Source organism: Streptomyces sp. NPDC008150 (assembly GCF_042956945.1).
GTDB lineage: Bacteria > Actinomycetota > Actinomycetes > Streptomycetales > Streptomycetaceae > Streptomyces.
In genome coordinates this window covers 172,889-198,567 of the sequence record NZ_JBIBHJ010000007.1, presented here as the reverse complement: position 1 = coordinate 198,567, position 25,679 = coordinate 172,889, and the positions used below count along the sequence as shown (strand labels likewise).

At 73.0% G+C, this 25,679-nt stretch carries 23 protein-coding genes; 6 read left to right on the top strand and 17 right to left on the bottom strand.

From position 1 onward, the window contains the following. Positions 1 to 119: 119 nt before the first annotated feature. Positions 120 to 950, top strand: coding sequence for an FCD domain-containing protein (locus ACFZA0_RS19345; RefSeq protein WP_391018096.1), 831 nt, complete (start codon positions 120 to 122; stop codon positions 948 to 950). A gap of 108 nt (positions 951 to 1,058) precedes the next feature. Then, the gene (locus ACFZA0_RS19340; protein WP_391018093.1) at positions 1,059 to 1,766 is read left to right on the top strand and encodes a gamma-glutamyl-gamma-aminobutyrate hydrolase family protein; all 708 of its coding nucleotides are present in this window, start codon (positions 1,059 to 1,061) and stop codon (positions 1,764 to 1,766) included. A 186-nt stretch (positions 1,767 to 1,952) separates the two neighbouring features. On the opposite strand, the gene ACFZA0_RS19335 is transcribed toward ACFZA0_RS19340, so the two are convergent. Then, positions 1,953 to 2,915 (bottom strand): LysR substrate-binding domain-containing protein, encoded by a 963-nt coding sequence (locus ACFZA0_RS19335; protein WP_391018090.1) that lies wholly within the window; start codon positions 2,913 to 2,915, stop codon positions 1,953 to 1,955. 70 nt (positions 2,916 to 2,985) lie between these two features. Between ACFZA0_RS19335 and ACFZA0_RS19330 the strand changes: the two genes are divergently transcribed. After that, on the top strand, positions 2,986 to 4,134 hold the full coding sequence (locus tag ACFZA0_RS19330; RefSeq protein ID WP_391018087.1) for a TDT family transporter: 1,149 nt from the start codon (positions 2,986 to 2,988) through the stop codon (positions 4,132 to 4,134). A gap of 109 nt (positions 4,135 to 4,243) precedes the next feature. Here ACFZA0_RS19330 and ACFZA0_RS19325 read toward each other — a convergent pair whose 3' ends face one another. The 4 genes from ACFZA0_RS19325 to ACFZA0_RS19310 all read right to left on the bottom strand — a co-directional run bounded on the left by ACFZA0_RS19325 (position 4,244) and on the right by ACFZA0_RS19310 (position 9,824). Next, on the bottom strand, positions 4,244 to 4,978 hold the full coding sequence (locus ACFZA0_RS19325; protein ID WP_391018083.1) for a helical backbone metal receptor: 735 nt from the start codon (positions 4,976 to 4,978) through the stop codon (positions 4,244 to 4,246). After that, complete coding sequence (locus ACFZA0_RS19320; protein WP_391018080.1) at positions 4,978 to 5,544, bottom strand: helix-turn-helix domain-containing protein; 567 nt, start codon at positions 5,542 to 5,544, stop codon at positions 4,978 to 4,980. Before ACFZA0_RS19320 ends, ACFZA0_RS19325 begins: the two co-directional genes overlap by 1 nt. A 583-nt stretch (positions 5,545 to 6,127) precedes the next feature. Then, entirely contained in the window at positions 6,128 to 8,740 is a 2,613-nt protein-coding gene (locus ACFZA0_RS19315; protein WP_391018078.1) for a glycine betaine ABC transporter substrate-binding protein, read from the bottom strand. Continuing rightward, positions 8,733 to 9,824: a betaine/proline/choline family ABC transporter ATP-binding protein gene (locus ACFZA0_RS19310; RefSeq protein ID WP_391018075.1), complete on the bottom strand. Its 1,092-nt coding sequence runs from the start codon at positions 9,822 to 9,824 to the stop codon at positions 8,733 to 8,735. Before ACFZA0_RS19310 ends, ACFZA0_RS19315 begins: the two co-directional genes overlap by 8 nt. Positions 9,825 to 10,107: 283 nt before the next feature. On the opposite strand from ACFZA0_RS19310, the gene ACFZA0_RS19305 reads away from it, so the two are divergent. The 3 genes from ACFZA0_RS19305 to ACFZA0_RS19295 all read left to right on the top strand — a co-directional run bounded on the left by ACFZA0_RS19305 (position 10,108) and on the right by ACFZA0_RS19295 (position 13,161). Beyond that, complete coding sequence (locus ACFZA0_RS19305) at positions 10,108 to 11,040, top strand: 5'-3' exonuclease H3TH domain-containing protein (protein WP_391018688.1); 933 nt, start codon at positions 10,108 to 10,110, stop codon at positions 11,038 to 11,040. A 159-nt stretch (positions 11,041 to 11,199) separates the two neighbouring features. Beyond that, positions 11,200 to 12,045, top strand: a complete 846-nt coding sequence (locus ACFZA0_RS19300; protein ID WP_391018072.1) for a siderophore-interacting protein — start codon at positions 11,200 to 11,202, stop codon at positions 12,043 to 12,045. Between the two features lie 183 nt (positions 12,046 to 12,228). Then, positions 12,229 to 13,161, top strand: coding sequence for a pseudouridine synthase (locus tag ACFZA0_RS19295; RefSeq protein WP_391018069.1), 933 nt, complete (start codon positions 12,229 to 12,231; stop codon positions 13,159 to 13,161). Here the strand turns inward: ACFZA0_RS19295 and ACFZA0_RS19290 are convergent. From ACFZA0_RS19290 to ACFZA0_RS19235, 12 genes are all read right to left on the bottom strand, one after another. Then, positions 13,155 to 14,813, bottom strand: a complete 1,659-nt coding sequence (locus tag ACFZA0_RS19290; RefSeq protein WP_391018066.1) for a cytochrome P450 — start codon at positions 14,811 to 14,813, stop codon at positions 13,155 to 13,157. The genes ACFZA0_RS19295 and ACFZA0_RS19290 overlap by 7 nt on opposite strands. Positions 14,814 to 14,971: 158 nt before the next feature. Further along, on the bottom strand, positions 14,972 to 15,592 hold the full coding sequence (locus ACFZA0_RS19285; RefSeq protein WP_391018063.1) for an ATP/GTP-binding protein: 621 nt from the start codon (positions 15,590 to 15,592) through the stop codon (positions 14,972 to 14,974). After that, entirely contained in the window at positions 15,573 to 16,073 is a 501-nt protein-coding gene (locus ACFZA0_RS19280) for a DUF742 domain-containing protein (protein WP_391018060.1), read from the bottom strand. The genes ACFZA0_RS19285 and ACFZA0_RS19280 overlap by 20 nt, the downstream gene beginning before the upstream one ends. Beyond that, on the bottom strand, positions 16,070 to 16,447 hold the full coding sequence (locus tag ACFZA0_RS19275) for a roadblock/LC7 domain-containing protein (protein ID WP_391018685.1): 378 nt from the start codon (positions 16,445 to 16,447) through the stop codon (positions 16,070 to 16,072). Before ACFZA0_RS19275 ends, ACFZA0_RS19280 begins: the two co-directional genes overlap by 4 nt. 29 nt (positions 16,448 to 16,476) lie before the next feature. Further along, entirely contained in the window at positions 16,477 to 18,099 is a 1,623-nt protein-coding gene (locus ACFZA0_RS19270; protein WP_391018057.1) for an ATP-binding protein, read from the bottom strand. A gap of 532 nt (positions 18,100 to 18,631) precedes the next feature. Continuing rightward, positions 18,632 to 21,484 (bottom strand): DEAD/DEAH box helicase, encoded by a 2,853-nt coding sequence (locus tag ACFZA0_RS19265; protein WP_391018054.1) that lies wholly within the window; start codon positions 21,482 to 21,484, stop codon positions 18,632 to 18,634. Positions 21,485 to 21,522: 38 nt separating this feature from the next. Then, positions 21,523 to 22,413, bottom strand: coding sequence for a diacylglycerol kinase (locus ACFZA0_RS19260; protein WP_391018051.1), 891 nt, complete (start codon positions 22,411 to 22,413; stop codon positions 21,523 to 21,525). A 31-nt stretch (positions 22,414 to 22,444) separates the two neighbouring features. Further along, positions 22,445 to 23,389 (bottom strand): twin-arginine translocase subunit TatC, encoded by a 945-nt coding sequence (gene tatC / locus ACFZA0_RS19255; protein ID WP_391018048.1) that lies wholly within the window; start codon positions 23,387 to 23,389, stop codon positions 22,445 to 22,447. Between the two features lie 44 nt (positions 23,390 to 23,433). Continuing rightward, complete coding sequence (tatA, locus tag ACFZA0_RS19250) at positions 23,434 to 23,715, bottom strand: Sec-independent protein translocase subunit TatA (protein WP_391018045.1); 282 nt, start codon at positions 23,713 to 23,715, stop codon at positions 23,434 to 23,436. Positions 23,716 to 24,008: 293 nt separating this feature from the next. Beyond that, a complete protein-coding gene (locus ACFZA0_RS19245) occupies positions 24,009 to 24,203 on the bottom strand; it encodes a hypothetical protein (RefSeq protein WP_391018042.1) in 195 nt (64 codons plus the stop codon). Between the two features lie 17 nt (positions 24,204 to 24,220). Then, positions 24,221 to 24,454: a hypothetical protein gene (locus ACFZA0_RS19240; RefSeq protein WP_391018682.1), complete on the bottom strand. Its 234-nt coding sequence runs from the start codon at positions 24,452 to 24,454 to the stop codon at positions 24,221 to 24,223. 62 nt (positions 24,455 to 24,516) lie between these two features. Continuing rightward, a complete protein-coding gene (locus ACFZA0_RS19235) occupies positions 24,517 to 25,662 on the bottom strand; it encodes a WYL domain-containing protein (protein ID WP_391018039.1) in 1,146 nt (381 codons plus the stop codon). Positions 25,663 to 25,679: the final 17 nt, after the last annotated feature.

Below are 25,679 nucleotides of genomic sequence, written 5' to 3'. Positions count from 1 at the left end.
GAGTACTGCCTGCCGCCGCCCGCATCCGGCTTCTGCCGGCCGGCCGGTACGCGTTAGGTTGGGTGCGCGGTCCATAAGGTATGGCCGCGAACCATTGCTTGGGAAGGGGACGCGGGCCCATGTCGCCGACGGGTACGCGCGACGCCCCGGACGGGGGCGGCAACGGCACGGCGGAACACCGGCACACCCCGGGCGCGCCGCCCGCGCCGGCGCAGCCGTCCGCGCCGTCCGCGCCGTCCGCGCCGAGCGCCGTGCACGCTGTGCTGCGGCCGGTGCGGGCGGGCAACGGCTTCGAGGAGGCGCTGGAGCAGATCCTCCAGGTGGTCCGCCTCGGCCTGCTGCCGGACGGCGGCCGACTGCCCGCCGAGCGGGACCTCGCCGAACGGCTCGGCATCAGCCGGGTCACGCTGCGCGAGGTGCTGAAGGTGCTCCAGGAGCAGGGGCTGGTCGAGTCGCGGCGCGGGCGCTACGGCGGCACGTTCGTCCGGCCCCGCGCGGAGGCGGCCGGCGAGCGCGAACTGCGGCGCCGGGTCGCCGGGATCGACGTCGAGGACGTCCTGCGCTTCCGCGAGGTGCTGGAGGTGGGCGCCGCGGGCCTGTGCGCGGCGGACGGCCCGGCGGGCGCACGGGAGCGGCGGCTGCGCGCGGCGCTGGCGGGCACGCGGGACGCCACCCCGGCCGAGTACCGCCGCCGGGACACCCTGTTCCACCTCACGCTGGCCGAACTGTCCGGTTCGCCGTCGCTGACCGAGCGGTACGCGGCGGTCCGGGCGACCCTCAACGACCTCCTGGACTGCATCCCGCTCCTCGTGCGCAACCTGGAGCATTCGCAGCGCCAGCACACCGCGCTGGTGGAGGCGGTGCTCGCCGGGGACCCGGACCGGGCGCGGGAGACGATGCGCGAGCACTGCGCGGGCACGGCGGCGCTGCTGCGGGGTTTCCTGACGTAGGCGCGCGGAAACGATCTGTCACGGCCGCCCGCGCCAAAGGTATGGTTCCGGTCCATTGGACTCGTCGGGGCCGGACGCACGGCACCGGGACGCGGGAGGGCAGGGCGCATGGCGCGGAGGCCGCTGGTCGGCATCAGCACGTACCTGGAGAACGGCGCGCGCTGGGGCGTGTGGGAACTGGAGGCGGCTCTGCTGCCCGCCGGTTATCCGCGGCTGGTCCAACGGGCGGGCGGACTGGCCGCGATGCTGCCGCCGGACGCCCCGGAGCACGCGGCGGCGACGGTCGCCCGGCTCGACGCCCTGGTGATCGCGGGCGGGCCGGACGTCGAGCCGGTCCGCTACGGCGCGGCCGCCGACCCCCGCACCGGACCGCCGGCCCGTGCCCGGGACACCTGGGAACTGGCCCTGATCGAGGCCGCGTTGGCGGCACGTGTCCCGCTGCTCGGCATCTGCCGGGGCATGCAGCTGCTGAACGTCGCCCTCGGCGGCACCCTCGTCCAGCACGTCGAGGGCCACGCGCGCACCGTGGGCGTCTTCGGCCGCCATCCGGTCGTCCCGGTCCCGGGCACGCTGTACGCGGCGATCGCCCCGGAGGAGACGTCCGTACCGGCCTACCACCACCAGGCCGTGGACCGCCTGGGCGCGGGCCTCACCGCCTCGGCCCACGCGACGGACGGCACGGTGGAGGCGGTCGAACTGCCGTCGTCGGACTGGGTGTTGGGGGTGCAGTGGCATCCGGAGATGGGCGAGGACCTGCGCGTGTTCGAGGCCCTGGTCCACGCGGCGTCGACGGCGTCGGTGTCGGCGGAGGTCTGACCGGGGCGCGGCGAGGCAGCCCGGACTCCGGCGGGGTGCGGCCTTCGGCGACGCCCGCGGCGGGGATGCCCTCCCTCCGGCGACGCCCTCGGCGGGATGCTCTCCGCTGCGTCGAGGCTCTGCCCCGCGGACGGACCACGGCCCCACGCGCCGGACAGGGCCGCGGCCCGGTCCGCCGGACAGGGCCTATCCCCTTGTCAGTGACAGCAGTTCGCGGGCCGGGCCCTCCGGGCGGTGGCCCGTCGGCCATACCGCGCGGAGCCTGCGACGAAGGGGGACGCCCTCCACCGGAACGCTCACCAGGCGGCGCAGGGACAGTTCGTCGCCCACGGCGAGTTCGCTGAGCACCGCGGGGCCCGCGCCGCTGACGGCGGACGCCTTCACCGCCGTCGTCGACGAGAGTTCGATCAGGGGGCGGGCGAGAGCGCCCAGCGCGCTCTCCAGGACCTGCCGGGTGCCGGAGCCCTCCTCGCGCAGGATCAGCGGGGTCGCCGCGAGTTCCTCGGCCGCGAGCGGGCGGCCCCGGCGGGCCCAGGGGTGGCCCGGTGCCGTGACGACGACGAGCCGGTCGTGGGCGACCACCGCCGAGTCGAGCCCCTTCGGCACGGTGAGGCCCTCGACGAAGCCCAAGTCGGCCTGGTCGTTGAGGAGTTGCTCGGCCACGGTCGTGGAGTTGCCCGCCAGCAGCGACACCGCGGTGTCGGGGCGCCGGGCGCGCAGCGCGAGCAGCCAGCCCGGCAGCAGGTACTCGGCGATGGTCATGCTGGCCGCGACACGGAGCCGCGAGTCGCGGCGGTCGCGCAGCGCGTGGGCTCCCGCGTCGAACGCCTCGGCGGCCTCGACGACACGGCGGGCCCAGTCGGTGACGAGTGCGCCGTGCTCGGTGAGGCGCGAGCCGCGGGGCGAGCGGTCGACCAGGGCGAGGCCCAACTGCCGTTCCATGGACCGGATCCGGCTGCTGGCGGCGGGCTGGGTGATGCCGAGGGAACGGGCGGCGGCGCCGAGGCTGCCGAACCGGGCGACGGCGAGGAGCAGTTCCAGCGCCCCGAGGTCCGGCACCCGGTGCGAGACGGACGCTCCCGGGCCTCCGGTCCCCTCGCCCGCCCCCGACGTGTGCGGGCCCGCCGGACTGCCTTCCTCGCTGCTCATAACGTCAGCTTATGCCCTGATAGGGAGGTGATCCCTGGTGGGCGGCGGCACCCGGCGCGACGGTGGGGACATGGTCACCGCCGTCCCCGTCCCCGCCTCCCCCGCGCCCGCCTCCTCCCCGCTCCTGTCCGGGCGTACCGCGCCCCGGCGCCGTGCGCCCGCCGTCCGGCACCTCGGCCCGAACTGGTACGCGGCGGTGATGGGCACGGCCGGTCTCGCCACGGCCGGCGCCGCGCTCCCGGCGCGCGTCCCCGGGCTGCGTACGGTGTGCGCCGGGGTGTGGGCGCTGTCGCTGGTGCTGCTGGTGTCGCTGCTGGTCGCCCGCGCCCTGCACTGGACCCACCACCGCGACCGGGCGCGCGCCCATCTCGCGGACCCGGCCGTCGTCCCGTTCTACGGCTGCCTGTCGATGGCGCTGGTGGCCGTCGGGGGCGGCGCGGCGGCCGTGGGCCGGGACTGGACGGGGGTGCGCGCGGCCGTCGCCCTGGACGCCGTGCTGTTCACGGCGGGCACCCTGGTGGGGCTGGTCGCGGCGGTGGTGGTGCCGTACCTCGTGGGCGTCCGGTACCGGACGGACCCGGCGGGGGTCACGCCGGTGTGGCTGCTGCCGCTGGTCGCGCCGATGGTGTCGGCGGCGGTGGGGCCGTCGCTGGTGCCGCACCTGCCGCCGGGGCAGGCCCGCGGGACGCTGCTGCTGGGGTGCCTGGCGCTGTTCGGGCTGAGCCTGCTCGCGGTGGGGCTGACGCTGCCGCTGGTGTTCGGGCGTCTGATGACGGCGGGGCCGCTGCCGCTCGCGCTGACCCCGACCCTGTTCCTGGTGCTCGGTCCGCTCGGCCAGTCGGTCACGGCCGCCGGGAACTTCGCGGACGCGGCGCCCGGCGCCCTGCCCGCCCCGTACGGCGGGGCACTGCGGCTCCTCCCCGTCCTGTACGGCGTGCCGGTCATGGGCTTCGCCCTGCTGTGGCTGGCCCTGGCCTGCGTCCACGTCGCGCGGGCCCGGCGGCGCGGCATGGGCTTCGCGATGACCTGGTGGGCGTTCACGTTCCCCGTGGGCACCTGCGTCACCGGGGCCGCCGCCCTCGCCCGGCACACCGGCATCACGGCGTTTACCGGTCTCGCCGACATCCTGTACGCGGCACTGGTGGTCGCCTGGGCCACGGCGGCGACGGGCACCGTACGCGGCCTCGTCCGCGGCGAACTGCTGCCCCGCGAGCACTGAACCCGGCGGCGCGGCACGGGCACGGCGACGGCACGCCCCTCCCGTCCGCGGGACGTCCGCCCGGGTTCGGTCCACGGGGTGCAGTCCACGGGGTGCGGTCCTTCGGGGCTCAGTCCCCCGGCCGCCCGCCGAGCGCGGCCCGTACGGCCGCCCCCAGCACCCGGGGCGCCTCGCCCAGGGTCGGGCCGTACCAGGTCAGGTGGCGGCCTCCGACCAGGGCGCAGGGCAGCGGCGCGAAGGCCTCCGGGCCGTCGTCCGCGGTGAAGCGGTACGGCTCGTCCGGCAGGACCACGACGTCCGGTGCCGCGGCCCGCAACTCCTCGGCGGTGACGCGCGGATAGCGTTCGGGGTGGCCGGTGTACAGATGGTCGACCCCGAGGCGGGCGAGCACGTCGCCGGCGAAGGTGTCCCGGCCCAGCACCATCCACGGCCGGCGCCAGACCGGGACCACGGCGGTGACGCGCCGGGACGGCGGGGAGAGCGCGGCCCACGCGTCCTGGGCCTCGTCCAGCCAGCGGGGCCGGACCGGTGCCCCGCACGCCTCCAGGACGCGGGCCAGTTCGCGGAACGCCTGGGGGACGTCGTGCACCTCGGTCACCAGCACGCCGAGGCCGGCCGCGCGCAGGGCGGCGAGGTCGGGGACGCGGTTCTCCTCCTCGTTGGCGACCACCAGGTCGGGAGCGAGGGCGACGATGCGCGCCACGTCGGGGTTCTTGGTGCCGCCGACGCGGACCACGTCGAGCCCGGCCGGGTGACTGCACCAGTCGGTGGCACCGACCAGGACACCCGGCAGCGAGACGGCCAGCGCCTCGGTGAGCGAGGGCACCAGACAGACCACGCGCATCAGCGCGACCGGTCCTGCACCGCCTCGATGTGCTCCGCGACGGCGACCACGACGACCCGGGTGTCCGGCACGGTGGCCCGCCAGCGGTGCCGCACCCCGCCGGTCAGGTACAGCGTGTCGCCGCGGCCCAACCGGTAGGCGCGGCCCTCGGCCTCGACCTCGACGGCGCCGTCCGCCACGTACATCAACTCGTCGTTGCGGTGCTGGAATTCGCGTCCGCCGTCATGGTCGCCGGTGAACTCCGAGGCGTGCAGCTGGTGGTGGCCGCGGACCAGGGACCGCACCCTCGACTCCGTGCCCTGCTCGGCCTGTTCGGCGCGCACGAGGTCGACGCTGCACGCCGGGTCGGCGGCGGCGAGGAGTTCGACCGCGGTGGTGCGCAGCGCGTCGGCGACCTTCTCCAGGGACGTGGTGCTGGGCCGGGCGCGGTCGTTCTCGATCTGGCTCAGGAACGGGACGGACAGGCCGCTGCGTTCGGCCACGACGGCGAGGGTCAGTTCCAGCGCTCGGCGCCGCCGTCGCACGGCCGCGCCCACGCGCAGGGGTTGTTCTTTGTGGTCGCCCATCGCTCCGGCTCCCTCCTCGGCTCGTCGGTACGGGTTCGGGTGCGCCCGGCTGCGGGCGCACCGCCTCTGATGAGTTCCTTGCACCCTACGCATGTTCGGCAAACCGTTTCGTGCGGCCGTCACATCGCTGTCACGTCTGGTAGGGCGGCACCCCTCAGTTCGCGCCAGTGGACAGGTCTCCCCGTCCGGCCGGGCGGGGCGCCTCCTTCGTCGGCGGCGGGGCGGTGCGTGTCCGTCCGCGGGCCGCGCGGGCCGGTGATCGCGGAGGTCGGGGGTTGACGAGGACGATCAGTGCGCGCGACACCTACTCATCGGTTCAATGCGCGTGGGCCGCCCGATGTTCCCGGCGGGCCGCCGGCGGCGGGCCCGCCGCGGGCGGGAGGGCCGCCCCGGGCCGCCTTGTGGCGCTGGGTAATTGGCCGAATCCGGCCCGTAGGCGCAGCGTCGGGTCCCCGGGCCGGGCACCGGCGCCGCGGACGCCCGTGAACCCGGGAGGGGCGGGTCCCGCCGCCGCGCGTCGCGCGTACGGACGGGACCCGCCCCTCGGAGGTGCCACCGGCGGTGGCCCCGCGGAACGGCTCCGCTACTGCGGGGTCATCCGGTCCACCATGTCCGGGTGCTCCTTGAGCCAGGCGTCGACCGCCTGCTCCTCGTGGCCCTGGCCGAGCTTGTTGATCTCGGCCTCCAGGCTGCCCAGTTCGCTCTCGCTCATCTTGAAGTTCTTGATCCACTTCGTGAGTTGCGGGTACTGCGACGGGAACTTCTTGCTGGAGATGGTGCGGATCGTGTTGCCCACGCCGAACTCCTGCTTGGGGTCCTTCAGTTTGGTCAGGTCGTACTCGCTGTACGCCCAGTGCGGCGACCACAGGACGACCGCGACGGGCTCCTTCTTGGCGTAGGCGCGCTTGAGTTCGGCCAGCATCGCCGGGGTGGAGCCGTCGACGACCTTGTACTCCTTGTCGAGGCCGTAGCCGGGCAGCACCTTCGACTTGAGCAGGTTCATCTCACCGGTGCCCGGCTCGATCCCGATGATCTTCCCGTCGAACTCGGCGGACTTGCCCTTGAGGTCGGCCAGGGACTTGACGCCCTTGACGTAGCTGGGCACCGCGACCTCCAGCGACGTCGGCGAGTACCAGGTGCCGAGGTCGTTGAGGTCCTTCTTGCTCTTGTCCCAGTAGTTCTGCTGCGCGTACGGCAGCCAGGCGTCGAAGTTGAGGTCGATGTCACCGGCGGCGAGGCCGGTGTAGACCGGGCCGACGTCCATCTGCTTCAGGTTGAGGCTGTAGCCGCGGCGGCCCAGCACCTCCTTCCACAGGTACGTGACGGCGATGTCCTCGTCCCACGGGAACCAGGCCACGTTCACGGACCGCTTCGCCTCGGCGGAGGCCGTGGCGGCGCTCTTGACGGGGGCGAGCTTGTCGACGACGCCGGGGTTCTTCTTCAGCCACGCCTTGACGGCGTCCTGCTGCTTGCCCTTGCCGGCCTTGTTGATCTCCGCTTCGAGGCTGGTGAGCTGCTTCTCGCTCATCCTGAAGTTCTTCAGCCACTTGGCGACGGTCGGGTTGTCGTCGCCGAAGCCCTTGCGGGACAGCGTGTGCACACCGTCGCCGGTGCCCCAGGCACCCTTCGGGTCCTTGAGCTTCTTCAGGTCGTAGTCGTTGTACGCCCAGTGCGGCGACCAGAGCGTGACGACGATCGGCTCCTTCTTCGCGTACGCGCGCTTGAGGTCCGCGAGCATCGCCGGGGTGGAACTGTCGACGACCTTGTACTCCTTGTCGAGGCCGTACTCCTTGAGGACCTTGCTCTTCAGCAGGGACATCTCGCCGGCGCTGGACTCGATGCCGGTGATCTGGCCGCCGAACTCGGCGGCCTTGCCCTTGAGGTCGGCCAGCGAGTCGATGCCCTTCATGTACGAGGGCACCGTCAGCTCCAGCGACGTCTTGCCGTACCAGGATCCGAGGTCGTCGAGCTGCTTGCCGTACTTCTTCCAGTACTGGGCGTGCGTGGTCGGCAGCCAGGAGTCGGTCTCGAAGTCGACGCTGCCCTGGGCGAGGGAGGTGTAGAGCGGTCCGGCGTCGAACTGCTTGGCGTCGACCTGGAACCCGCGCTCCTCCAGGATCTCCTTCCAGAGGAAGGTGGAGGCGACGCCCTCGTCCCACGGGATGTAGCCGATGGAGATCTTCTTGCCCTGGCCGACGTTCTTCGCGTCGGCGACGCCGGCGCTGTCGCCGCCGCCGTTGAAGATGCCCATGCCGCCCGCCACGAGGGCGAGGACGACGACACCGACCGCGGCGACGGACGCGCGGGGCCGGTACGACCAGATCCGCAGGCCCTGGGCGGCGCGCAGCTTCGCCGCGGCGCGGCGGCCGAGCGGCGAGACCTGGGTGCCGAGCGCGCTCGTCATCCGGTCGAGGTAGATCGCGAGGATCACGATGGCGACGCCGGCCTCGGAGCCGAGGCCCACGTTGAGCTGGCCGATGGCCTCGTTGACGTCGCCGCCGAGGCCGCCGGTGCCGACCATGCCGGCGATCGCGGCCATGGACAGGCCCAGCATGATGACCTGGTTGACGCCCGCCATGACGGTGGGCAGCGCCAGCGGAAGCTGCACGCGCAGCAGGGTGTTGCGGGGCGAGGTGCCGAACGCGTCGGCGGCCTCGACCAGTTCCTTGTCGACCTGCCGGATGCCCAGCTCGGTCATGCGGACGCCGGGGGCGAGCGCGAAGATCAGGGTGGCGACGATGCCCGCGGGGGCGCCGGTGCCGAAGAACAGGATCGCCGGGATGAGGTAGATCATCGCGGGCAGCGTCTGCATGAAGTCCAGCACGGGGCGGACCAGTCCGCTGACCCGGCTGGAGCGCGCGGCCCAGATGCCCACCGGCACCGAGACGACGAGTGCGATGACGGTCGCCACCAGCACCAGCGACAGCGTCACCATCGCGTCGTCCCACAGTTCGAGGGAGTCGATGAAGGCGAACCCGACGAAGGTGAGGACACCGGCGACGGTGCCGCGCAGGAAGAAGGCGATCACCGCGAGGATGCCCGCGAGGAGCAGCGGCTGGGGCGCCTGGAGGACGGCGTCGATGCCGTCGTAGGCGCCGTTGAACACGGTCTTGAAGAAGTCGAAGAGCCAACTCACGTGCGCGAGCAGCCAGTCGACGATGTCGTTGACCCAGTCACCGAGCGGAATCCTAGGCACGGGCGGTCACCTTCTCCCCGCCCTTGTCGCGCGGCGAGGCGCACGTCCCGGGCGCGTCGGCCGGCTCGTCCCCGAGGAAGCCGACGAGTCTCTGTCTGCGGACGACACCGACGAGCTTCCCCTTCCCGTCCAGCACGGCGACCGGGTGGGAGAGGCGCGCGCTGATGGCGCACAGCTCGGTGAACGGGGTGTCGGGCCGGGCGGTCTCGCAGCCGCAGTCGGCCTCGTCGCCGCGCACGTCCTCGTCCATGACGGTGCCGGCCGTGAGCACCCGGGAACGGTCCACGTCCTGGGTGAAGGAGGCCACGTAGTCGTTGGCGGGGCGCACCAGGATGTCGGTCGCGGTGCCGATCTGCACGATGCGGCCGTCGCGCATGACGGCGATGCGGTCGCCCAGGCGCATGGCCTCGTTCAGGTCGTGGGTGATGAAGACGATCGTCTTCTTCAGGGTCTTCTGGAGCTCCAGGAGCTGGTCCTGCATGTCGCGGCGGATCAGCGGGTCGAGCGCGCTGAACGACTCGTCCATGAGCAGCAGGTCGGCGTCGGTCGCGAGCGCGCGGGCCAGGCCCACGCGCTGCTGCATGCCGCCGGACAGCTCGTCGGGCCAGGACTTCTCCCAGCCGGCCAGGCCGCACAGGGCGAGCGCCTCGTCGGCGCGGCGTTCGCGCTCGGCGCGGGGCACGCCCTGCACTTCAAGGCCGTACGCGGCGTTCTCGCGGACGCTGCGGTGCGGGAACAGCGCGAAGTGCTGGAAGACCATGCTGATCTTGCGGGCCCGTACCGCGCGCAGGTCGCGGTCGCTGAGCGACGTCAGGTCCTGTCCGTCGAAGAGGACACGTCCGTCGGTCGGCTCCAGGAGCCCGTTGAGCATGCGCAGCAGGGTCGACTTGCCGGATCCGGACAGGCCCATGACCACGAAGATGTTGCCGGGCTCCACGGTGAACGAGGCGTCGATCACGGCGGCGGTGGTCCCGTCGGCGCGCAACTCCTCCCGGTCTGCTCCCTGTCGCAGTGCTTCCACCGCGTCGTCCGGTCGTCTGCCGAAGACCTTGTACAGGTGTTCGGCTTCTAGCCTCGATGACACAGGTACCTCTCGTCTCGTCGGCCAGTCTGTTCGGCCTGGGGGGCGGGGCGCCGGGGGCCGGGAACAACCGGTGAGTTGTGTCACAAACAGTTGAATTTGCAACCGGCGACGCCTCGGAGCCGCTCCTCCCCCCACTTGCTTATGTCAAACACAGCAGTGATCCAGTTCACAAAGGGTTCACCGGCGGACGGTTGCACAGGCCACCTTGATCGCGATGGCAAACGTTCGCCGGGGTCGGCGCGGCCGACCGGGCGGCGGGTGCCGGGCCACGCGGTGCGGCATGATGCGAGGCGTGACCGCGCGCCTGATGCTCCTCGACACCGCGTCCCTCTACTTCCGCGCCTACTTCGGCGTCCCCGAGTCGGTGAAGGCACCCGACGGGATGCCCGTGAACGCCGTACGCGGGCTGCTCGAATTCATCGACCGGCTGGTGAAGGACCACCGCCCGGACCGGCTGGTGGCCTGCATGGACGCCGACTGGCGCCCGCAGTGGCGGGTCGACCTGATCCCCTCGTACAAGGCGCACCGCGTCGCCGAGGAGCGCGCCTCCGGCCCGGACGAGGAGGAGGTGCCGGACACGCTGTCCCCGCAGGTCCCGGTGATCGAGGCCGTCCTCGACGCGCTCGGCATCGCGCGGGTGGGCGTCCCCGGCTACGAGGCCGACGACGTGATCGGCACGTTCACCGCGAGCGCCGACGGCCCGGTCGACATCGTCACCGGTGACCGCGACCTCTACCAGCTCGTGGACGACGCCCGGGAACGGCGCGTCCTCTACCCGCTCAAGGGCGTGGGCACCCTCCAGATCACCGACGAGACGGTGCTGCGCGAGAAGTACGGCGTGGACGGCGCCGGTTACGCGGACCTCGCACTGCTGCGCGGCGACCCGAGCGACGGCCTGCCGGGCGTGCCCGGGGTCGGTGAGAAGACGGCGGCGAAACTCCTGGCCGAGTACGGCGACCTGGCCGGCATCGTGGCCGCCGCCGCGGACCCGGGGACCCGGCTCACCCCGACCCAGCGCAGGCGCATCACGGAGGCCGGCCCCTACCTCGCGGTGGCCCCGACGGTGGTCCGGGTCGCGCTCGACGTCCCGCTGCCGGACGTCGACACCGCCCTGCCGCACGCGCCGCGCGACCCGGAGGCGCTCGACGCCCTCGCCGCCCGCTGGGGCCTCGGCGGCTCGCTGCGGCGCCTGGTGGTGACGCTCGGCGGCGGCTGACGGCGCCGCCGCGGCGGAGCCCGGCCGACCCCCTGCCGTGGATCGGCGAACTCTTTGTGTTCACGGTCCGACGTTCATGAACTCCTCATGTGCGGGGTGTCAGATAGAAGGGGATGCTAAGTTAGGTAACCCTAAGAAAACTGGGCAGGAGTGTTCACCATGGCAGAACGTCCGGCGCGCAAGCCGCGCAAGCCGCACACCGCGCAGGTCGTCCGGACCGAGCGGATCACCCCCCACATGCAGCGCGTCGTGTTCGGCGGTGACGGCCTGGCCGACTTCAACGCCGGCACCTGCACCGACCACTACGTCAAGCTCCAGTTCCCGGTCGAGGGCGTCACCTACCCCGAGCCGTTCGACATGGAGCGCGTGCGCGAGGAGTACCCGCGCGAGCAGTGGCCGGTCACGCGCACCTACACCGTGCGCGCCTGGGACCCCGAGACGCGCGAGCTGACCGTCGACTTCGTGGTGCACGGCGACGAGGGGCTGGCCGGCCCGTGGGCCGCCGCCGCGCAGCCCGGCCAGGTGCTGCGCATGATGGGCCCCGGCGGCGGCTACGCGCCCGACGCCACCGCCGACTGGCACCTGATCGCCGGTGACGAGAGCGCGCTGCCCGCCATCGCGGCCGCCGTCGAGGCGCTGCCCGAGGGCGCCGACGCCCGCGTCTTCGTGGAGGTCGAGGACGCCTCCGAGGAGCAGAAGCTCGACACGGCCACGGAGATCGTCTGGCTGCACCGCGGCACCCGCCCGGTCGGCGAGGCACTCGTCGAGGCCGTGCGCGGCCTCGACTTCCCGGCCGGCCGGGTGCAGGCCTTCGTGCACGGCGAGGCGGGCTTCGTGAAGGAGCTGCGCAAGCTGCTGCGCGTCGAGAAGAACGTCCCGCGCGAGGACCTCTCCGTCTCGGGCTACTGGCGCCTGGGCCACAACGAGGACGGCTGGCAGGCGTCCAAGCGCGAGTGGAACGCCACGGTGGAGGCGGAGCAGGAGCAGGCCGGCCCGGCCGCGTAACGAACCGCCGTCCGGGCGCAACGCCCGTACCGCACCGGCCCGTTCGGGCCGCACCAGGACACCCGGGGCGGTGGTCCTCCCCTCCGCGGGCGGACCACCGCCCCGCCGCCCTCCCGGGACAACCGCCCGGTCGTTCCGCGCCCCCGGCGGGAAGGCCCGTACGGGCACCGTACGCTGACCGTGATGACACGAAGACTCCGCATTCCGCCCGCTCCCCTGCCGCAGCGCGACGGGGTCGACGCGGCACGGGTGCGGCTGCCCGCGGGCGGGCCGGGGGCCACCGTGCGCGACCATCTGGTGGCCCGGCTCGCGGTGCCGGAGGAGACCGTCGACGCGATGTTCGCCGACGGGTTGTTCGTGGGGGCCGACGGCCGGCCGGTCGATCCCGAAACCCCTTACCGCGCGGGGCTGTTCGTCTGGTTCCACCGCGACGTGCCGGCCGAGGTGCCGGTGCCCTTCCCGGTCCGGGTGGTGTACCGCGACGAGCACATCGTCGTCGCCGACAAGCCGCACTTCCTCGCCACCACCCCGCGCGGCAGCCACGTCACCGAGACCGCGCTCACCCGGCTCCGCCGCGAACTGGACATCCCCTCGCTCGGCGCCGCGCACCGGCTGGACCGGCTCACGGCAGGACTGGTGCTGTTCACGGTGCGCCCCGACGAACGGGGCGCCTACCAGGGGCTGTTCGCCGAACGGCGCGTACGCAAGGAGTACGAGGCGGTCGCGCCCCACCGTGCGGGACTCGACCTGCCCCGCACGGTCACCAGCCGCATCCTGAAGGAACGCGGGGTGCTCGCCGCCCGCGAGGTGCCCGGTGAGCCGAACGCGGTCACCCGCGTCGAACTCGCCGAACACCACGCCGACGGCACGGCCCGCTACCGGCTGCTGCCGAGCACGGGGCAGACCCACCAGCTCCGGGTGCACATGAACGCTCTGGGCGTGCCGATCCTCCACGACCCCCTCTACCCCGTGGTGACCGGCCCGGTAGCGGACGGCGACTTCCGCGACCCGCTCCAACTGCTGGCGCGGCGGCTGGAGTTCACCGACCCGGTGACGGGCGCGGAGCACCGCTTCACGAGCGGGCTCACCCTCGCCGCCGCGGCCGGCGGTCAGTAGCCGCGCCACCAGCGCAGGAACCGCTGCCAGGCACCGGCCGGCCGGTCCCGCTCCGGCGCGGCGGCGGCAACCGGCGCCGACGCGGAGGCCTCGGGAGCGCCGGACCCGCCCGGTGTGGACGGCACGGACGGCTCGGCGAGGGCGGCGGGGGCGGACGGCACCCCCGGCGCGGACGGCACGCCGGACGTGGCCCCCGCGGCGGACGACCGGGCGGCGAAGGCCGGGTCGAAGATCGACTGCTTCGCGAACGGCCGCTCCGCCGGGGCCGGTTCGGGCTCCGCCGAGCCGACCGGCCTCGGCTCGGGTGCGCCGATCCGCCAGTCGTCGGGCCTGCGCTGCCGCTGCATGATGCTCGGGACCACGCGCACGTCCTGCTGCGGCCTCGGCGCGAAGTGGACGGGAAGTTCCACGAGGTGCTGCGAGGCGATCGACGCCGTCCACGTCAACTCGTCTTCAGAAACGGCCAGTTCGGCGTCCGGCAGCCGCAGCAGCAGCGCGTCGACGCCGATGTCGGCGATGGCGCGGCCGATGTCCTGACCGGGGCACTCGTGCGGACCGCCGCCGAAGGCGAGGTGCGAGCGATTGCCCTGCATGTGGGCGGTCGGGTCGGGGCGCACCCGGGGATCCACGTTCCCGGGGGCGATGCCGAACAGCAGGCCGTCGCCCTCGCGGATACGCTGCCCGCCCAACTCCGTGTCCTGCTTGGCGAAGTAGGCGAAGACGGAGCTGAACGGCGGCTCGTCCCACAGGGACTGCTCGACCGCCTCGGGCACCGTCATCTGACCGCCGTTGAGCTGCGCGCGGAACCGCGGGTCGGCGAGGACCGTGAGCAGCACGTTGCCGAGGAGGTTGGCGGTCGCCTCGTACGCGGCGATCAGCACGAGCCGCAGGTGCTCGCTGATCTCGGCGTCGCTGAGCCCGGCCGGGTGCCTGACGAGGTGGCTGGCGAAGTCCGTCCCGGGGTTCTCCCGCCGGCTCGCGGTGAGCCGGGTGAGGGCCGCCATGACGTACTCGTTGCTGGCGATCGCGGTGTCGGTGCCCTTGAGCATGTCGCGGGCGCTGTGCACGAGGCGGTCGCCGTACTCCTCGGGCATGCCGAGCACCTCGCACATGACGGCCATCGGCAGGTGGTCGGCGAACTGGCTGATCAGTTCGGCCCGGCCGCGTTCGCAGAACCGGTTGACGAGGCGCTGGCTGTGGCGGTTGATGTGCCGCCGCAGGCCGCGGCTGTCGATGGTCCCGATGGCCGAGCGGACCGCGCCGCGCAGCCGCACGTGCTCCTCGCCCTCGGCGTGGGAGGCGATCGGCTGCCACGCGATGTGCGGCATCAGCGGGTGGTCGGGCTTGACCATGCCCTCGCGCAGCGGTGTCCAGGTGCGGCTGTCGCGGGTGAACACGGCGGGCGTGCTCACCATGCGCAGGTTCTCGGCGTGCCCGAGGACCACCCACAGCGGGACGTCGTCGTGCAGCAGGGCGGGGGCCACGGGCCCGTGCACGCCGCGCAGTTCCTCGTAGACGGCGGCGAGGTCCTCCGCCCCCGGGCCGTAGAGGCGGCGCAGTCCGCCGGCGCCCACGCCGTGCGCGGGGCAGCCGGGGGGCGGGGCGGCGGCCGGTTCGTCCGTGCCGGTCGGGAAGTGCTGTTCAGGCGTCACGGTGTCGCTCCGGGAGGCTGTGGGTCAGGTCCGTCGTGGTGCAAGTCCGTTGTGGTGCGGGTCCGTTGCGGTCGGTCCGTTGCGGTCGGTCCGTTGCGGGTCTGGCCGGTTGCGGGTCGGGGTGGTTCGGGCGTCGCGGTCGCGGGCGGGCGGGCGGTTCAGGCCGGGGAGCCGGCCGGTGCGAGGGAGTGCAGGAAGCGCGTCAGGGTCAGCAGGACGTCCCGGCTGGAGGCGCGGCGGCGCGCGTCGCACTCGACGATGGGGATGCCCGCCGCGAGGTCGAGTGCGGAGCGCAGGTCCTCCACCGGGTAACGCGGGCCGTCCGGGAAGGAGTTGACCGCGACGACGAAGGGCACGCCGCGTTCCTCCAGGCGCCCCATGACGTCGAAGCTGACTTCGAGACGGCGGGTGTCGACCAGCACGACCGCGCCGAGCGCGCCCTCGAACAGCCCGTTCCACAGGAACCAGAACCGTTCCTGGCCGGGGGTGCCGAAGAGGTACAGCACCAGTTCCTCGCTGATCGTGATGCGCCCGAAGTCCATCGCCACGGTGGTGGCGGTCTTGGTCTCGGATCCGTAGTCGTCGTCGACGCCGTAGCCGGCCTGCGTCATCGTCTCCTCAGTGGTCAGCGGCCTGATCTCGCTGACCGACCCGACCATGGTCGTCTTGCCGACGCCGAAGCCGCCCACGACGACGATCTTCGCCGCGGCCAGCGTGGTGTGCGGCAGGTGGTCCTCGGCGCGGGGGCCCGGGAGCGTTTCAGAGCCGTTGAAGTCCATGCATCACCGCTTCGAGAAGGGAACGGTCGGGAAGCGCCTGCCGGACGATCGGGGCGCGGGCCTGGACCAGTCCGGCCGCCAGCAGTTCGGTGAGCAGCACGGTCACCACGCTGAACGGGAGGCCCAGGTAGGCGGAGAGTTCGGCGGCGGACAGGGGCGCCCCGCAGAGTCTGAGCAGCGCGGACTGCTCGGGCGGGACCGAGGCGGGCGCCCCGCCGTCCTCCTCGCGCCGCACGATCAGCGTCACGAGGTCGACGGCGGCCCGGTCACCGTCCTCGGCGGCGCCGGTCAGGATGTACAGCCGCCCCGGGTTCCCGCCGCCGTTCCCGCCGCCCGCACCCTGCGCGGGCGGGCCGGACGGCGGCCCGGGCGGGGGTCCCGGTGACGGACCGGGCGGCTGTTCCGCCTGCTCGGAGCGCCGCCGACGGGGCGGCGGGGGCGGGGGCGCCGACGGCGGAGGGGGCGGTGGCGGAGGGGTCATACGGTCTGCCCGTTGCGGCGCGGCGGGCTGGTGAGGTGGCTGCCGATCCGGACGACGAGGTCGCGCATGTGCGCGCTCATCAGCCCGGGTTCGGTGACGACGTCGGACAGCACCGCGAGATAGGCGTTGGCGCCGGCCGCCATCAGGTAGAAGTAGCCGCCGTTGACCTCGATGATCACCATGCGCATCCGGCCGTCGCTGTCCGGGATCTCGGCGGCGACGGCGCTCGCGAGGCTCTGCAGGCCCGCGCACGCGGCGGCGACGCGGTCGGCGCCGTCCGGGTCGCCGCCGTAGCGGGCGATGCGCAGGCCGTCGGCGGAGAGCACGACGATCTGCTCGATGCCCGGCACGCTGTCCGCGAGTTCCTTCAGCATCCAGTCGAAGCTGGGGCGGTACCGCTGGATCACTGGGGCTTCCCCTCGTCGTCGGCCTCGGGGCGGGCCGGTTCGTTGGTCGTGGCGGACCCGGCGACGGCGGCCGGGTCGGGACCGCCCTTGAGTCCGTTCATGAACGCCTCGACCCACAGCCCGGGTTCGGGTTCGTCCGGGTCCGGCACGGGACCGGTCAGGGGCGCCCCCCAGTCGGTCCTGGGCTCCTCGACCGGCAGGCCGGCCGCCCTGCGCGCCTCCCGCTCGGCCTGCTCCGCGGCGGCCTGCTCGGCGTAGCGCTGGGCGAGCGGGACCTTCATGCGGCTGCGGCGCTGCGGCAGGCCCTGGGCGGTCCATTCGGTGACCACGGGGACCTCGTCCTCCATGGACACGCCGGCCGGGATGCGGGGGCTCGTGGGGCGGCGCCGCTTGGGGGTGCGCTTGGGACCCTCCAGCGCGCCGGGGGTCTTCACGGCGAAGGCGGTCGCCCCGATGCCGTGGGCGACACCGTCGCCGGGCTCGGTGGTCAGCAGTTCGGAGGGCACCACGAGGACGGCGCGGACACCGCCGTAGGCGGACGGCCGCAGCGAGATCTGCATGTTGTACGCCTTGCAGATGCGGCTCACGACGGCGAGCCCCAGGCGCGGCGCCTCGTGGAGGTTGCGCAGGTCGACGTCGTCCAGGGCGAGTTCCAGCATGCGCTCCACGCGTTCGCGGGCCTCGTTGTTGAAGCTGACCCCGGCGTCCTCGATCTCGATGGCCACCCCGGTCTGCACCTCGACGGCGGTCACGTGCACCTTGGTCTGCGGGGGCGAGTAGCGGCAGGAGTTGTCGAGCAGTTCGGCGACGGCGTGCACGACCGGTTCCACGGCGGTGCCGATGACGTTGACCTGCGCGATGGAGTCGAGCTGGATGCGCCGGTACTCCAGGATCCGGGACATGGAGCCGCGCAGGGTGCTGTAGAGCGTGACCGGGCCCGGCCACTGGCGGCCGGGGCGGCCGCCGCCGAGGACGGAGACGGAGTCGGCGAGGCGGCCGATCAGGGCGGTGCCGTGGTCGATGCGCAGCAGGTCGTCGAAGACCTCGGGGTTGCGCCCGTGGTCCTCCTCCATCTCCCGCAGTTCCTTGGCCTGTTGGTGGACGATCGCCTGGACGCGGCGGGCGACGGACACGAAGGCGCGCTGCGAGATGTCGCGCCTGGCCTCCTCGCGGTCCACGACGTCGAGCACGCCGTACAGCAACGAGCGCTGCGGCAGCGGGAGATGGCGCCAGGCGGGGTCGCAGTCGACGAGCCGACGCAGCACCTCGGTGGGGTTCTCGCCGCTGCGCACCAGGATCAGGGCCTCGGGCAGCAGCTCGCGGGAGACCTTGATCAGGTCCTCGTCGTGCGCGGCGAGGCGGCTCTCCAGGTAGCCGGTGCGGCGGTCCGCCTCGGCGCGCACCCGCCGCAACTCGCGTCCGCGGCGCATCGCTTCGGCGGCCGTCGCGACGACCAGGAGCGTGGCGAGCGCGCCGCACAGTCCGACCGCCGTCCTGGCCTGCTGCGCGACCACGGCGACGGCTGCGCCGGTCGCGGCGGCCATCACTATGGCGGGCAGCAACAGCAGGCGTGCGTAGGGAAGTTCACTGCCACCGGGAGGCGATTGGACACTCACCATGTATGCCCTCTGAGACGAATCGGCTGGAGTTCGGGGGGACTTCGGGGACGAGCCGGGGGGATCCGACGGAACTTCCCGCGCAATCTTCATGTTTGGGGAACAAGCACACGAATACGTGCCAACTCGGTGCGTCGTGGGCGAGCTTAGTCCGGGCGGATCATCGCCGCGTCATATTCCGCAACCGCCTGAAACGCCCCGAGTGACAGGAGTAGCCTCGACCCCTTTGCACACAGGGCAGTTGTTCGCACACGGTGAGTGAGGGCGAACGGGCGCGCGAGAACCTTCACCGTGCGGGGTGACACGGGGGTTCCGCGCGCGGCCTCCCGGACGGGGCGCCGACGCGGGCCGGCCTCACCCGTACGGGTGGCGCGGTGCTCCCGGGGACCGGCCGGGCCGCCCCCGGCGCACGGCGGCGGGGGCGGGGGCGGGGCTGTCACACCGCGGGCCGCCGTCCCGGCCCGCACCCGGTGCCGGTGTGCGGGCCGGGCACGGCGGCCCGGACGATCGGACGGCGGCCGGCGGCCGGCGGGGCTCAGCCCACGGAGGAGTAGGCGACGACGCCGCGCAGCAGCGCGTCGACGGCCTTGCGGGCGTTCTTCGCGACGGTCGAGCCCTCCGTCGGCGCGGCGGCCGAGATCTGCCCGAGGACGTCGATGACCTGCTTGCACCAGCGCACGAAGTCGCCGGCGGGCATCTCCACCTCGCGCAGCACCTCGTCGAGGCCCTTGCCGGAGGCCCACATGTAGGCGGCCCAGGCGAAGCCGAGGTCGGGCTCGCGCTGGCCGACGCCCTCGGTCTGGCTGATCCGGAAGTCCTCCTCCAGGGCGTCGAGACGTCCCCAGATCCGCACGGTCTCGCCGAGCGCCGCCTTGGCCGGGCCGGTGGGGACCTTCGGCGTGGCGGCGTCGTCGCTGACCCGCGCCTCGAACACCAACGCCGAGACGCACGCGGCGAGTTCGGCCGGGGCCAGGCCCTCCCACACGCCTTCCCGCAGGCACTCGCTGGCGAGCAGGTCGAGTTCGCCGTAGAGCCGGGCGAGGCGCTTGCCGTGCTCGGTGACCTCGTCGCCGCGCAGGTAGTCCAGCTCGGTCAGCAGCGCCACGATCCGGTCGAAGGTGCGCGCGATGGTGTTGGTGCGGCCCTCGATGCGGCGCTCCAGCTGCGAGGTGTCGCGCAGCAGCCGGTGGTAGCGCTCGGCCCAGCGGGCGTGGTCCTCGCGGTCGGTGCAGCCGTGGCAGGGGTGGGCGCGCAGTTCGGCGCGCAGCCGGGCGATCTCCCGGTCGTCGGCCGCCGCGGCGCGCTTCCTGCGGTGCCGGTCGGGCTCGATGTGCCCGGCCTTGGTGCGCAGCGCGGACGCGAGGTCCCGACGGGACTGCGGGGAACGGGGGTTGAAGGTCTTCGGGATGCGCATCCGGTCCAGCGCCTCGACGGGCACCGGGAAGTCCATCGACGCGAGCCGCTTGACCTGCCGCTCGGCGGTGAGCACCAGCGGCCGCGGACCGTCGTGCGCGTCCAGCCCCCGGTGGCCGTTGGACCGCCCGGCGGGCAGTCCCGGGTCGAGCACCAGGGCGAGGCCGGCGTACTTGCCGGTGGGCACGTGGATGACGTCGCCGGGCTTGAGCCGCTCCAGCGCGACGGCGGCCTCGGCGCGGCGCTGGGTGGCGCCCTGCCGGGACAACTCGGTCTCGCGGTCCTTGAGTTCGCGGCGCAGCCGGGCGTACTCCTCGAAGTCGCCGAGGTGGCAGGTCATCGACTCCTTGTAGCCGTCGAGCCCTTCCTCGTTGCGCTGCACCTGGCGCGAGATGCCGACGACGGACCGGTCGGCCTGGAACTGCGCGAAGGACGTCTCCAGGAGTTCGCGGGAGCGGTGCCGCCCGAACTGGGACACCAGGTTGACCGCCATGTTGTACGACGGCTTGAAGCTGGAGCGCAGCGGATAGGTGCGGGTGCCCGCGAGGCCGGCCAGGTGGTCGGGGTTCATGCCGCGCTGCCACAGGACCACCGCGTGGCCCTCGACGTCGATGCCGCGGCGGCCGGCCCGGCCGGTGAGCTGGGTGTACTCGCCGGGGGTGATGTCGGCGTGCTGCTCGCCGTTCCACTTGACGAGCTTCTCCAGGACGACGGAGCGGGCGGGCATGTTGATGCCGAGCGCCAGCGTCTCGGTCGCGAAGACCGCCTTGACGAGGCCGCGCACGAAGAGGTCCTCGACGATCTCCTTGAAGGTCGGCAGCATGCCGGCGTGGTGGGCGGCGATGCCGCGCTCCAGGCCCTCCAGGAACTCGTAGTAGCCCAGGACGTGCAGGTCCTCGGTGGGGATGGCGGCGGTGCGCTGCTCGACGAGGGAGCGCACCTGCTCGCGGGCGTCCTCGTCGTTGAGGCGCAGTCCGGCGTACAGGCACTGCTGGACGGCGGCCTCGCAGGCGGCCCGGCTGAAGATGAAGGTGATGGCGGGCAGCAGGCCCTCGTTGTCGAGCCGTTCGATGACCTCGGGGCGGCCGGGCGTCCAGATCCGGTGGCGCTGGCGCCGCTCGCGCTCGCGGTCGGCCTCGCGCATGGCGCGGCCCCGTTTGCGGTCCTGGTACGAGGGGCGGCTCGCCTCGGTGCGGGCCAGCCGGGTGAGGTCGGGGTTGACGGCCTTCTTGCTGCCCTCGCCCTCCTCGAAGAGGTCGTACATCCGGCGTCCCGCGAGGACGTGCTGGAACAGCGGCACCGGCCGGTGCTCGGAGACGATGACGTCCGTGTCGCCGCGGACGGTGTCGAGCCAGTCGCCGAACTCCTCGGCGTTCGACACGGTCGCCGACAGGGAGACCAGGGTGACGGACTCGGGGAGGTGGATGATCACTTCCTCCCAGACGGCGCCGCGGAAGCGGTCGGAGAGGTAGTGCACCTCGTCCATCACCACGTAGCCGAGGCCGAGGAGGGTCTGCGAGCCGGCGTACAGCATGTTCCGCAGGACCTCGGTGGTCATGACGACGACCGGGGCCTCGGAGTTGACGCTGTTGTCACCGGTCAGCAGGCCGACCTTGTCGGCGCCGTACCGGCGGGAGAGGTCCGCGTACTTCTGGTTCGACAGCGCCTTGATGGGCGTCGTGTAGAAGCACTTCTTGCCCTGCTCCAGGGCGAGGTGGACGGCGAACTCGCCCACGATGGTCTTGCCCGAGCCGGTGGGTGCCGCGACCAGCACGCCCTTTCCCGCCTCAAGGGCCCGGCAGGCCTCGATCTGGAAGGGATCGAGACCGAAGTCGTACATCTCGCGGAAGTCCGCGAGTGCGGTGGCCTGCTCGGCAGCGCGCTTACGGGCTGCCGCGTACCGCTCGGCCGGTGAGAGGTCCTCTGTCATCGTGCATTCGAGCCTACCGGGCGCCGCTGACAACAGGACGATCATTATCCGAACGGTTCCCGGGAGGCGCCCGCGCCCGCGGGTCAGGGGCGGGCCACCCGCACGGCGGCCGGTACGCAGCGCGCGGTCAGCGGCAGCGGGCCCACCGGTTCCCCGTCGGCGTACGCGGTGGTGCCGGGCGCGGCGATCTCGACGCGGGCGGCCCGGTGCACGGTGACCACGGGGTGGTCGACGTGGGTGCCCCGGTAGACGCGCGGGAACACCCGCAGCAGGGTGGTGCGGTCGCAGGCGGCGACGACGGTGACGTCGAACAGCCCGTCGGTGAGGTCGGCGCCCGGGGTGATGCGCATGCCGCCGCCGTAGGAGGTGCCGTTGCCGACGGCGACGAGGACGGCCTCGGTCTCCAGGGGGGTGCCGTCGTCCAGGACGATCCGGTACGGGACCGGGCGCAGGGTGGCCAGCTCGGCGAGCATCGCCCAGTCGTACTTGAACCGGCCCAGCGGCAGCCGCACCCGGTTGCCCCGGTCGTTGACGCGGGAGTCGAAGCCGGAGGCGAGGACGGTGCCGAACCAGTGGCCGTCCACCTGCCCGAGGTCGATGTCGCGCACGCCGCCGCCCTTGAGCGCGTCGGCGACCAGGCGGGCGCCGGCGGCCGGGTCGCGCAGCGGGAGGCCGAGCGCGCGGGCGAAGTCGTTGCCGGTGCCGACGGCTATCACGCCGAGCGGGGTGCGGGTGCCGGCCACCGCCTGGAGGGCCAGGTGCACCAGGCCGTCCCCGCCGACGGCCACGAGGGCGCCGGTGCCGGCGGCGACGGCGGCGCGCGCCCGGTCCAGGGCGTCGGGGGCGTCCGCGCCGACGACGACGCGTACGGAGAAACCGGCCGCCCGAAACGCGGAAGCGGCCGGCTGCGCCGCACCGGCGCCCCGGCCGCGTCCTGCGGTGGGATTGACGAAGAGGGTGATCTCGCTGGTCACAGGCCCGACCCTACGAGGTGTGGCCCCTCTCTCAGGTCACGTCGTCATAACCGTTGACCCGCTCGCCGCTCGACTGCTCGGGCAGCACCCGGCTGGCCGGGACCGGCTCGACCTCACCGATGTCCTCCGGCGTGAGGTCGAGGTCGGACGCCTCGTCGTCGGCCGGACCCGCCTCGTCGCGCTTGCGCTTGCGGCGGTCGTTGAACAGCGAGAAGACGACCGCGCCGAAGTACAGGATCCAGATCGGCGCGGCGAGCGCCAGCATGGTCAGCGGGTCGGTGCTGGGCGTGGCGATGGCCGCGAACAGCGTGATGCCGAGGATCATGCCGCGCCACCAGCCGAGCATGCGCCTGCCGGTCAGGATGCCGGTGAGGTTCAGCATGATCAGCAGCAGCGGAAGCTCGAACGAGAGCCCGAAGACGAGCACCATGCGGATGACCAGATCGAGCAGGTCGTCGAGCGGCAGCAGGTTGTTGACGCCGCTCGGCGTGAAGTCGATCAGGACCTTCGCGGTGGTGGGCAGCACCTTGTAGGCGAAGAGCGCGCCGCCGAGGAACAGCGGGACGCCGGTGGCCACGAAGGCCATCGCGTACTTCTTCTCGTGCTTGTGCAGACCGGGGGCGACGAACCCCCACAGCTGGTACAGCCACACCGGGGAGGCCAGCACGACGCCGGCCATCAGGGAGACCTTGAGGGCGAGCGTGAACGGGGCGAGCAGACCGTTGATGGTGATCTGCGCGCAGGTTCCGTCCTTCTGCTTGGCCAGCTCCGAGAAGTTGGTGGGGCAGCCGACCGAGCTGAGCACCGGCTTGGTGAAGAAGTTGATGATGTCGTTGTAGAAGAAGGCGGCAACGATCGTCACGACGACGATGGCGAGCATCGCCTTGGCGAGCCGGTTGCGGAGCTCACGAAGGTGATCCGCGAGGGGCATCCGCCCCTCGGGGTCCTTCTCCTTCTTGCGGGCAGGCTTGGGCAACCCACGTCCTCATCTCGTGCGGCTGGCCGGCGAACCGGCCGGCGTCAGCGCTGGGTGGTGTCCGTCGGCTCGGCGACCGGGCGCGACGTGGACACATCACCGGGCGAGGCCTGGATGGTGCGGTGGACGGGGGGCTCCTCGCCGGCGTTCGGCGGGCCGGCCGGGGCGGACGAACCGTCGTCCTTCATCGCCTTGGCCTCGCTCTTGAGGATGCGCGCGGACTTGCCGAGCGAGCGCGCCATGTCGGGAAGCTTCTTCGCGCCGAACAGCAGAACGATCACGACGAGGATGAGAATGATCTCGGGGGCGCCGAGCCTTCCGAACATAAGTCTTTACCTTCTCACCGAGGCGGGTTTGTGGTGGGGGCCGTCCGGACAATCGGATATGTGTCCGACCTCCGTACTGACAGCGATCGTAACGCTCAGGGGTAAACGGGGGGCAATCCCTGTGCGTACTCCCGGTTCACGGCCCGCGCCTCGTTCTTCGGACCGAGACATGCAGCGTACCCGGCAGGACCGGGAGGGTGACAGACGTAAGTGGTGTACAACGCACCGAACACCGGGGTTCACAGCGGTCGCACAGCGACCGCCGGATCCCTCAAGGCCCACGAGTCAGCAGGTCAGAGGGCGTCCACGGCCCGCGCGGTGCGTGCCGCGGCCCGCTCCAGGTCTTCCGCTGCCCGGCCGATGCGACGGCCGGACTCCTCGACCTGGCGGCCCAGCCGCCGCGCCTCGGCGAAGACCCGCACGGCGAACACCGCGAGGACGGCGAGGCCCAGGAACCCGGCGGCAACAGCGAACATCGGCCAGAACATGGGGGCGAGCCTAGCCCCTAGGAGGGTGAGTGCAGCCGCAGGGTCCGCACCCCGCCGCCGGTGAGCAGTTCCACCACGCGCTCACCGGCCGGCTTACGCACCGCCGACCCGCACTCGGGGCAGGTGAACGAGTAGAACGTGGTGCGGCTCGTGGCACCGATCGCGAGGCGCAGGGCACTCGCCGCGAGTTCGAAACGGCCCCGGCAGTCCGGGCAGCCCGCCCGGAACACGACCGGCACCACCCGCTTCATCCCGGCGAACGCGGATGCCACTGAGATCTCCCGCGTCCCGCCGGACGTCGTCGCCGTCTCGCTCAACTCTCCTGCTCCCGCCTGTCGTTGGGCCGCCCGTACGCCGTCGGCCCGTCCTGCTCCGCCACCGGCCGGTCCCGCTCCGGCAGTTCACCGGCACCCGCCGGGCCGTCGGCCCCGTCCGGTGCGTGGTACTCCGTACGCCCCTCGTGACCCGCACCGGCGCCGGGCACGTCGTACGCCTGGAGCGCCTCGCGGGCGGCCCGGCGGGCGCTGTCCGCGAGAGCCGCCGGCGACACGATCCTGCCGTCCCCGCCGAGCCTCAGCGCGAGCCGCCGCAGGGAGGCCGGGTCGGGGGTCCGCAGGGTGATGCGCAGCCCGCCGTCGGGCAGTTCCTCGGCCTGGTCGTGCGGGTAGTACTCGGCCACCCAGCGCCCGCCCGGTCCCACCTCGACGACGACCTCGGGGTCCTCCGCGGCCGGCTGCACCAGGCTCTCGGACAGGTCGCGCAGCTCCACCTCGGGCGGCGCGGACGGCTCGTCGAGAACCCTGATCTCGGCGACCCGGTCGAGCCGGAAGGTGCGCCGCGCCTCCGAGCGGCGGCACCACGCCTCCACGTAGGTGTGGCCGACGCTGACCAGCCGGATCGGGTCGATCTCCCGCTCGGTCAGCTCGTCGCGGGCGGGCGAGTAGTAACGGATCCACAGCCGGCGCCGCTCCGAGATCGCCCGGTCGACGTCCGCGAAGACCCCGCCCTCCGACTCGAAGGTCACCGACAGCCGGGAACTGGCGCCCGCCGTCTCCCCCGCGGCCGTCTCCACCTTGGCGGTGGCGCGCAGCAGCGCCTGCCGGTCGCTCTCGCGCAGGCCGGGCAGCGTGGCCACCGCGCGGGCGGCGACCAGCAGGGCGGTCGCCTCGTCGGCGGCCAGCCGCAGCGGTTCGGCCGCGTCGGCGCCGAGGGCGGCCGGGTTGTGCCACCAGATCCGCTCGCCGTCGGTGTCGATGTCGAGGAGGTCGCCGCCGCGGAAGCTGGTGCCGCACATGGGCAGCACATCGAGGTCGGAGACCAGTTCGTCCTCGGTGATGCCGAACGCGCGGGCGACGTCCTCGATGCGGGCGCCGGGGCGCTCGCGCAGGTACGTCACCAGGGAGAGCATCCGCCGGGTCTGGTCGATGGCGTTCGCGGGCCTGACCGGTTTGCCTGCCACTGTCGTTTCCGCTCCCC

Coding starts and splice junctions, on each gene's coding strand:
- ACFZA0_RS19345 (WP_391018096.1), top strand. CDS start 120: ATGTCGCCGACGGGTACGCGCGACGCCCCGGACGGGGGCGGCAACGGC.
- ACFZA0_RS19340 (WP_391018093.1), top strand. CDS start 1,059: ATGGCGCGGAGGCCGCTGGTCGGCATCAGCACGTACCTGGAGAACGGC.
- ACFZA0_RS19335 (WP_391018090.1), bottom strand. CDS start 2,915: ATGAGCAGCGAGGAAGGCAGTCCGGCGGGCCCGCACACGTCGGGGGCG.
- ACFZA0_RS19330 (WP_391018087.1), top strand. CDS start 2,986: ATGGTCACCGCCGTCCCCGTCCCCGCCTCCCCCGCGCCCGCCTCCTCC.
- ACFZA0_RS19325 (WP_391018083.1), bottom strand. CDS start 4,978: ATGCGCGTGGTCTGTCTGGTGCCCTCGCTCACCGAGGCGCTGGCCGTC.
- ACFZA0_RS19320 (WP_391018080.1), bottom strand. CDS start 5,544: ATGGGCGACCACAAAGAACAACCCCTGCGCGTGGGCGCGGCCGTGCGA.
- ACFZA0_RS19305 (WP_391018688.1), top strand. CDS start 10,108: ATGCGAGGCGTGACCGCGCGCCTGATGCTCCTCGACACCGCGTCCCTC.
- ACFZA0_RS19300 (WP_391018072.1), top strand. CDS start 11,200: ATGGCAGAACGTCCGGCGCGCAAGCCGCGCAAGCCGCACACCGCGCAG.
- ACFZA0_RS19295 (WP_391018069.1), top strand. CDS start 12,229: ATGACACGAAGACTCCGCATTCCGCCCGCTCCCCTGCCGCAGCGCGAC.
- ACFZA0_RS19285 (WP_391018063.1), bottom strand. CDS start 15,592: ATGGACTTCAACGGCTCTGAAACGCTCCCGGGCCCCCGCGCCGAGGAC.
- ACFZA0_RS19280 (WP_391018060.1), bottom strand. CDS start 16,073: ATGACCCCTCCGCCACCGCCCCCTCCGCCGTCGGCGCCCCCGCCCCCG.
- ACFZA0_RS19275 (WP_391018685.1), bottom strand. CDS start 16,447: ATGCTGAAGGAACTCGCGGACAGCGTGCCGGGCATCGAGCAGATCGTC.
- ACFZA0_RS19270 (WP_391018057.1), bottom strand. CDS start 18,099: ATGGTGAGTGTCCAATCGCCTCCCGGTGGCAGTGAACTTCCCTACGCA.
- ACFZA0_RS19265 (WP_391018054.1), bottom strand. CDS start 21,484: ATGATCGTCCTGTTGTCAGCGGCGCCCGGTAGGCTCGAATGCACGATG.
- tatA (WP_391018045.1), bottom strand. CDS start 23,715: ATGTTCGGAAGGCTCGGCGCCCCCGAGATCATTCTCATCCTCGTCGTG.
- ACFZA0_RS19245 (WP_391018042.1), bottom strand. CDS start 24,203: ATGTTCTGGCCGATGTTCGCTGTTGCCGCCGGGTTCCTGGGCCTCGCC.
- ACFZA0_RS19240 (WP_391018682.1), bottom strand. CDS start 24,454: ATGAAGCGGGTGGTGCCGGTCGTGTTCCGGGCGGGCTGCCCGGACTGC.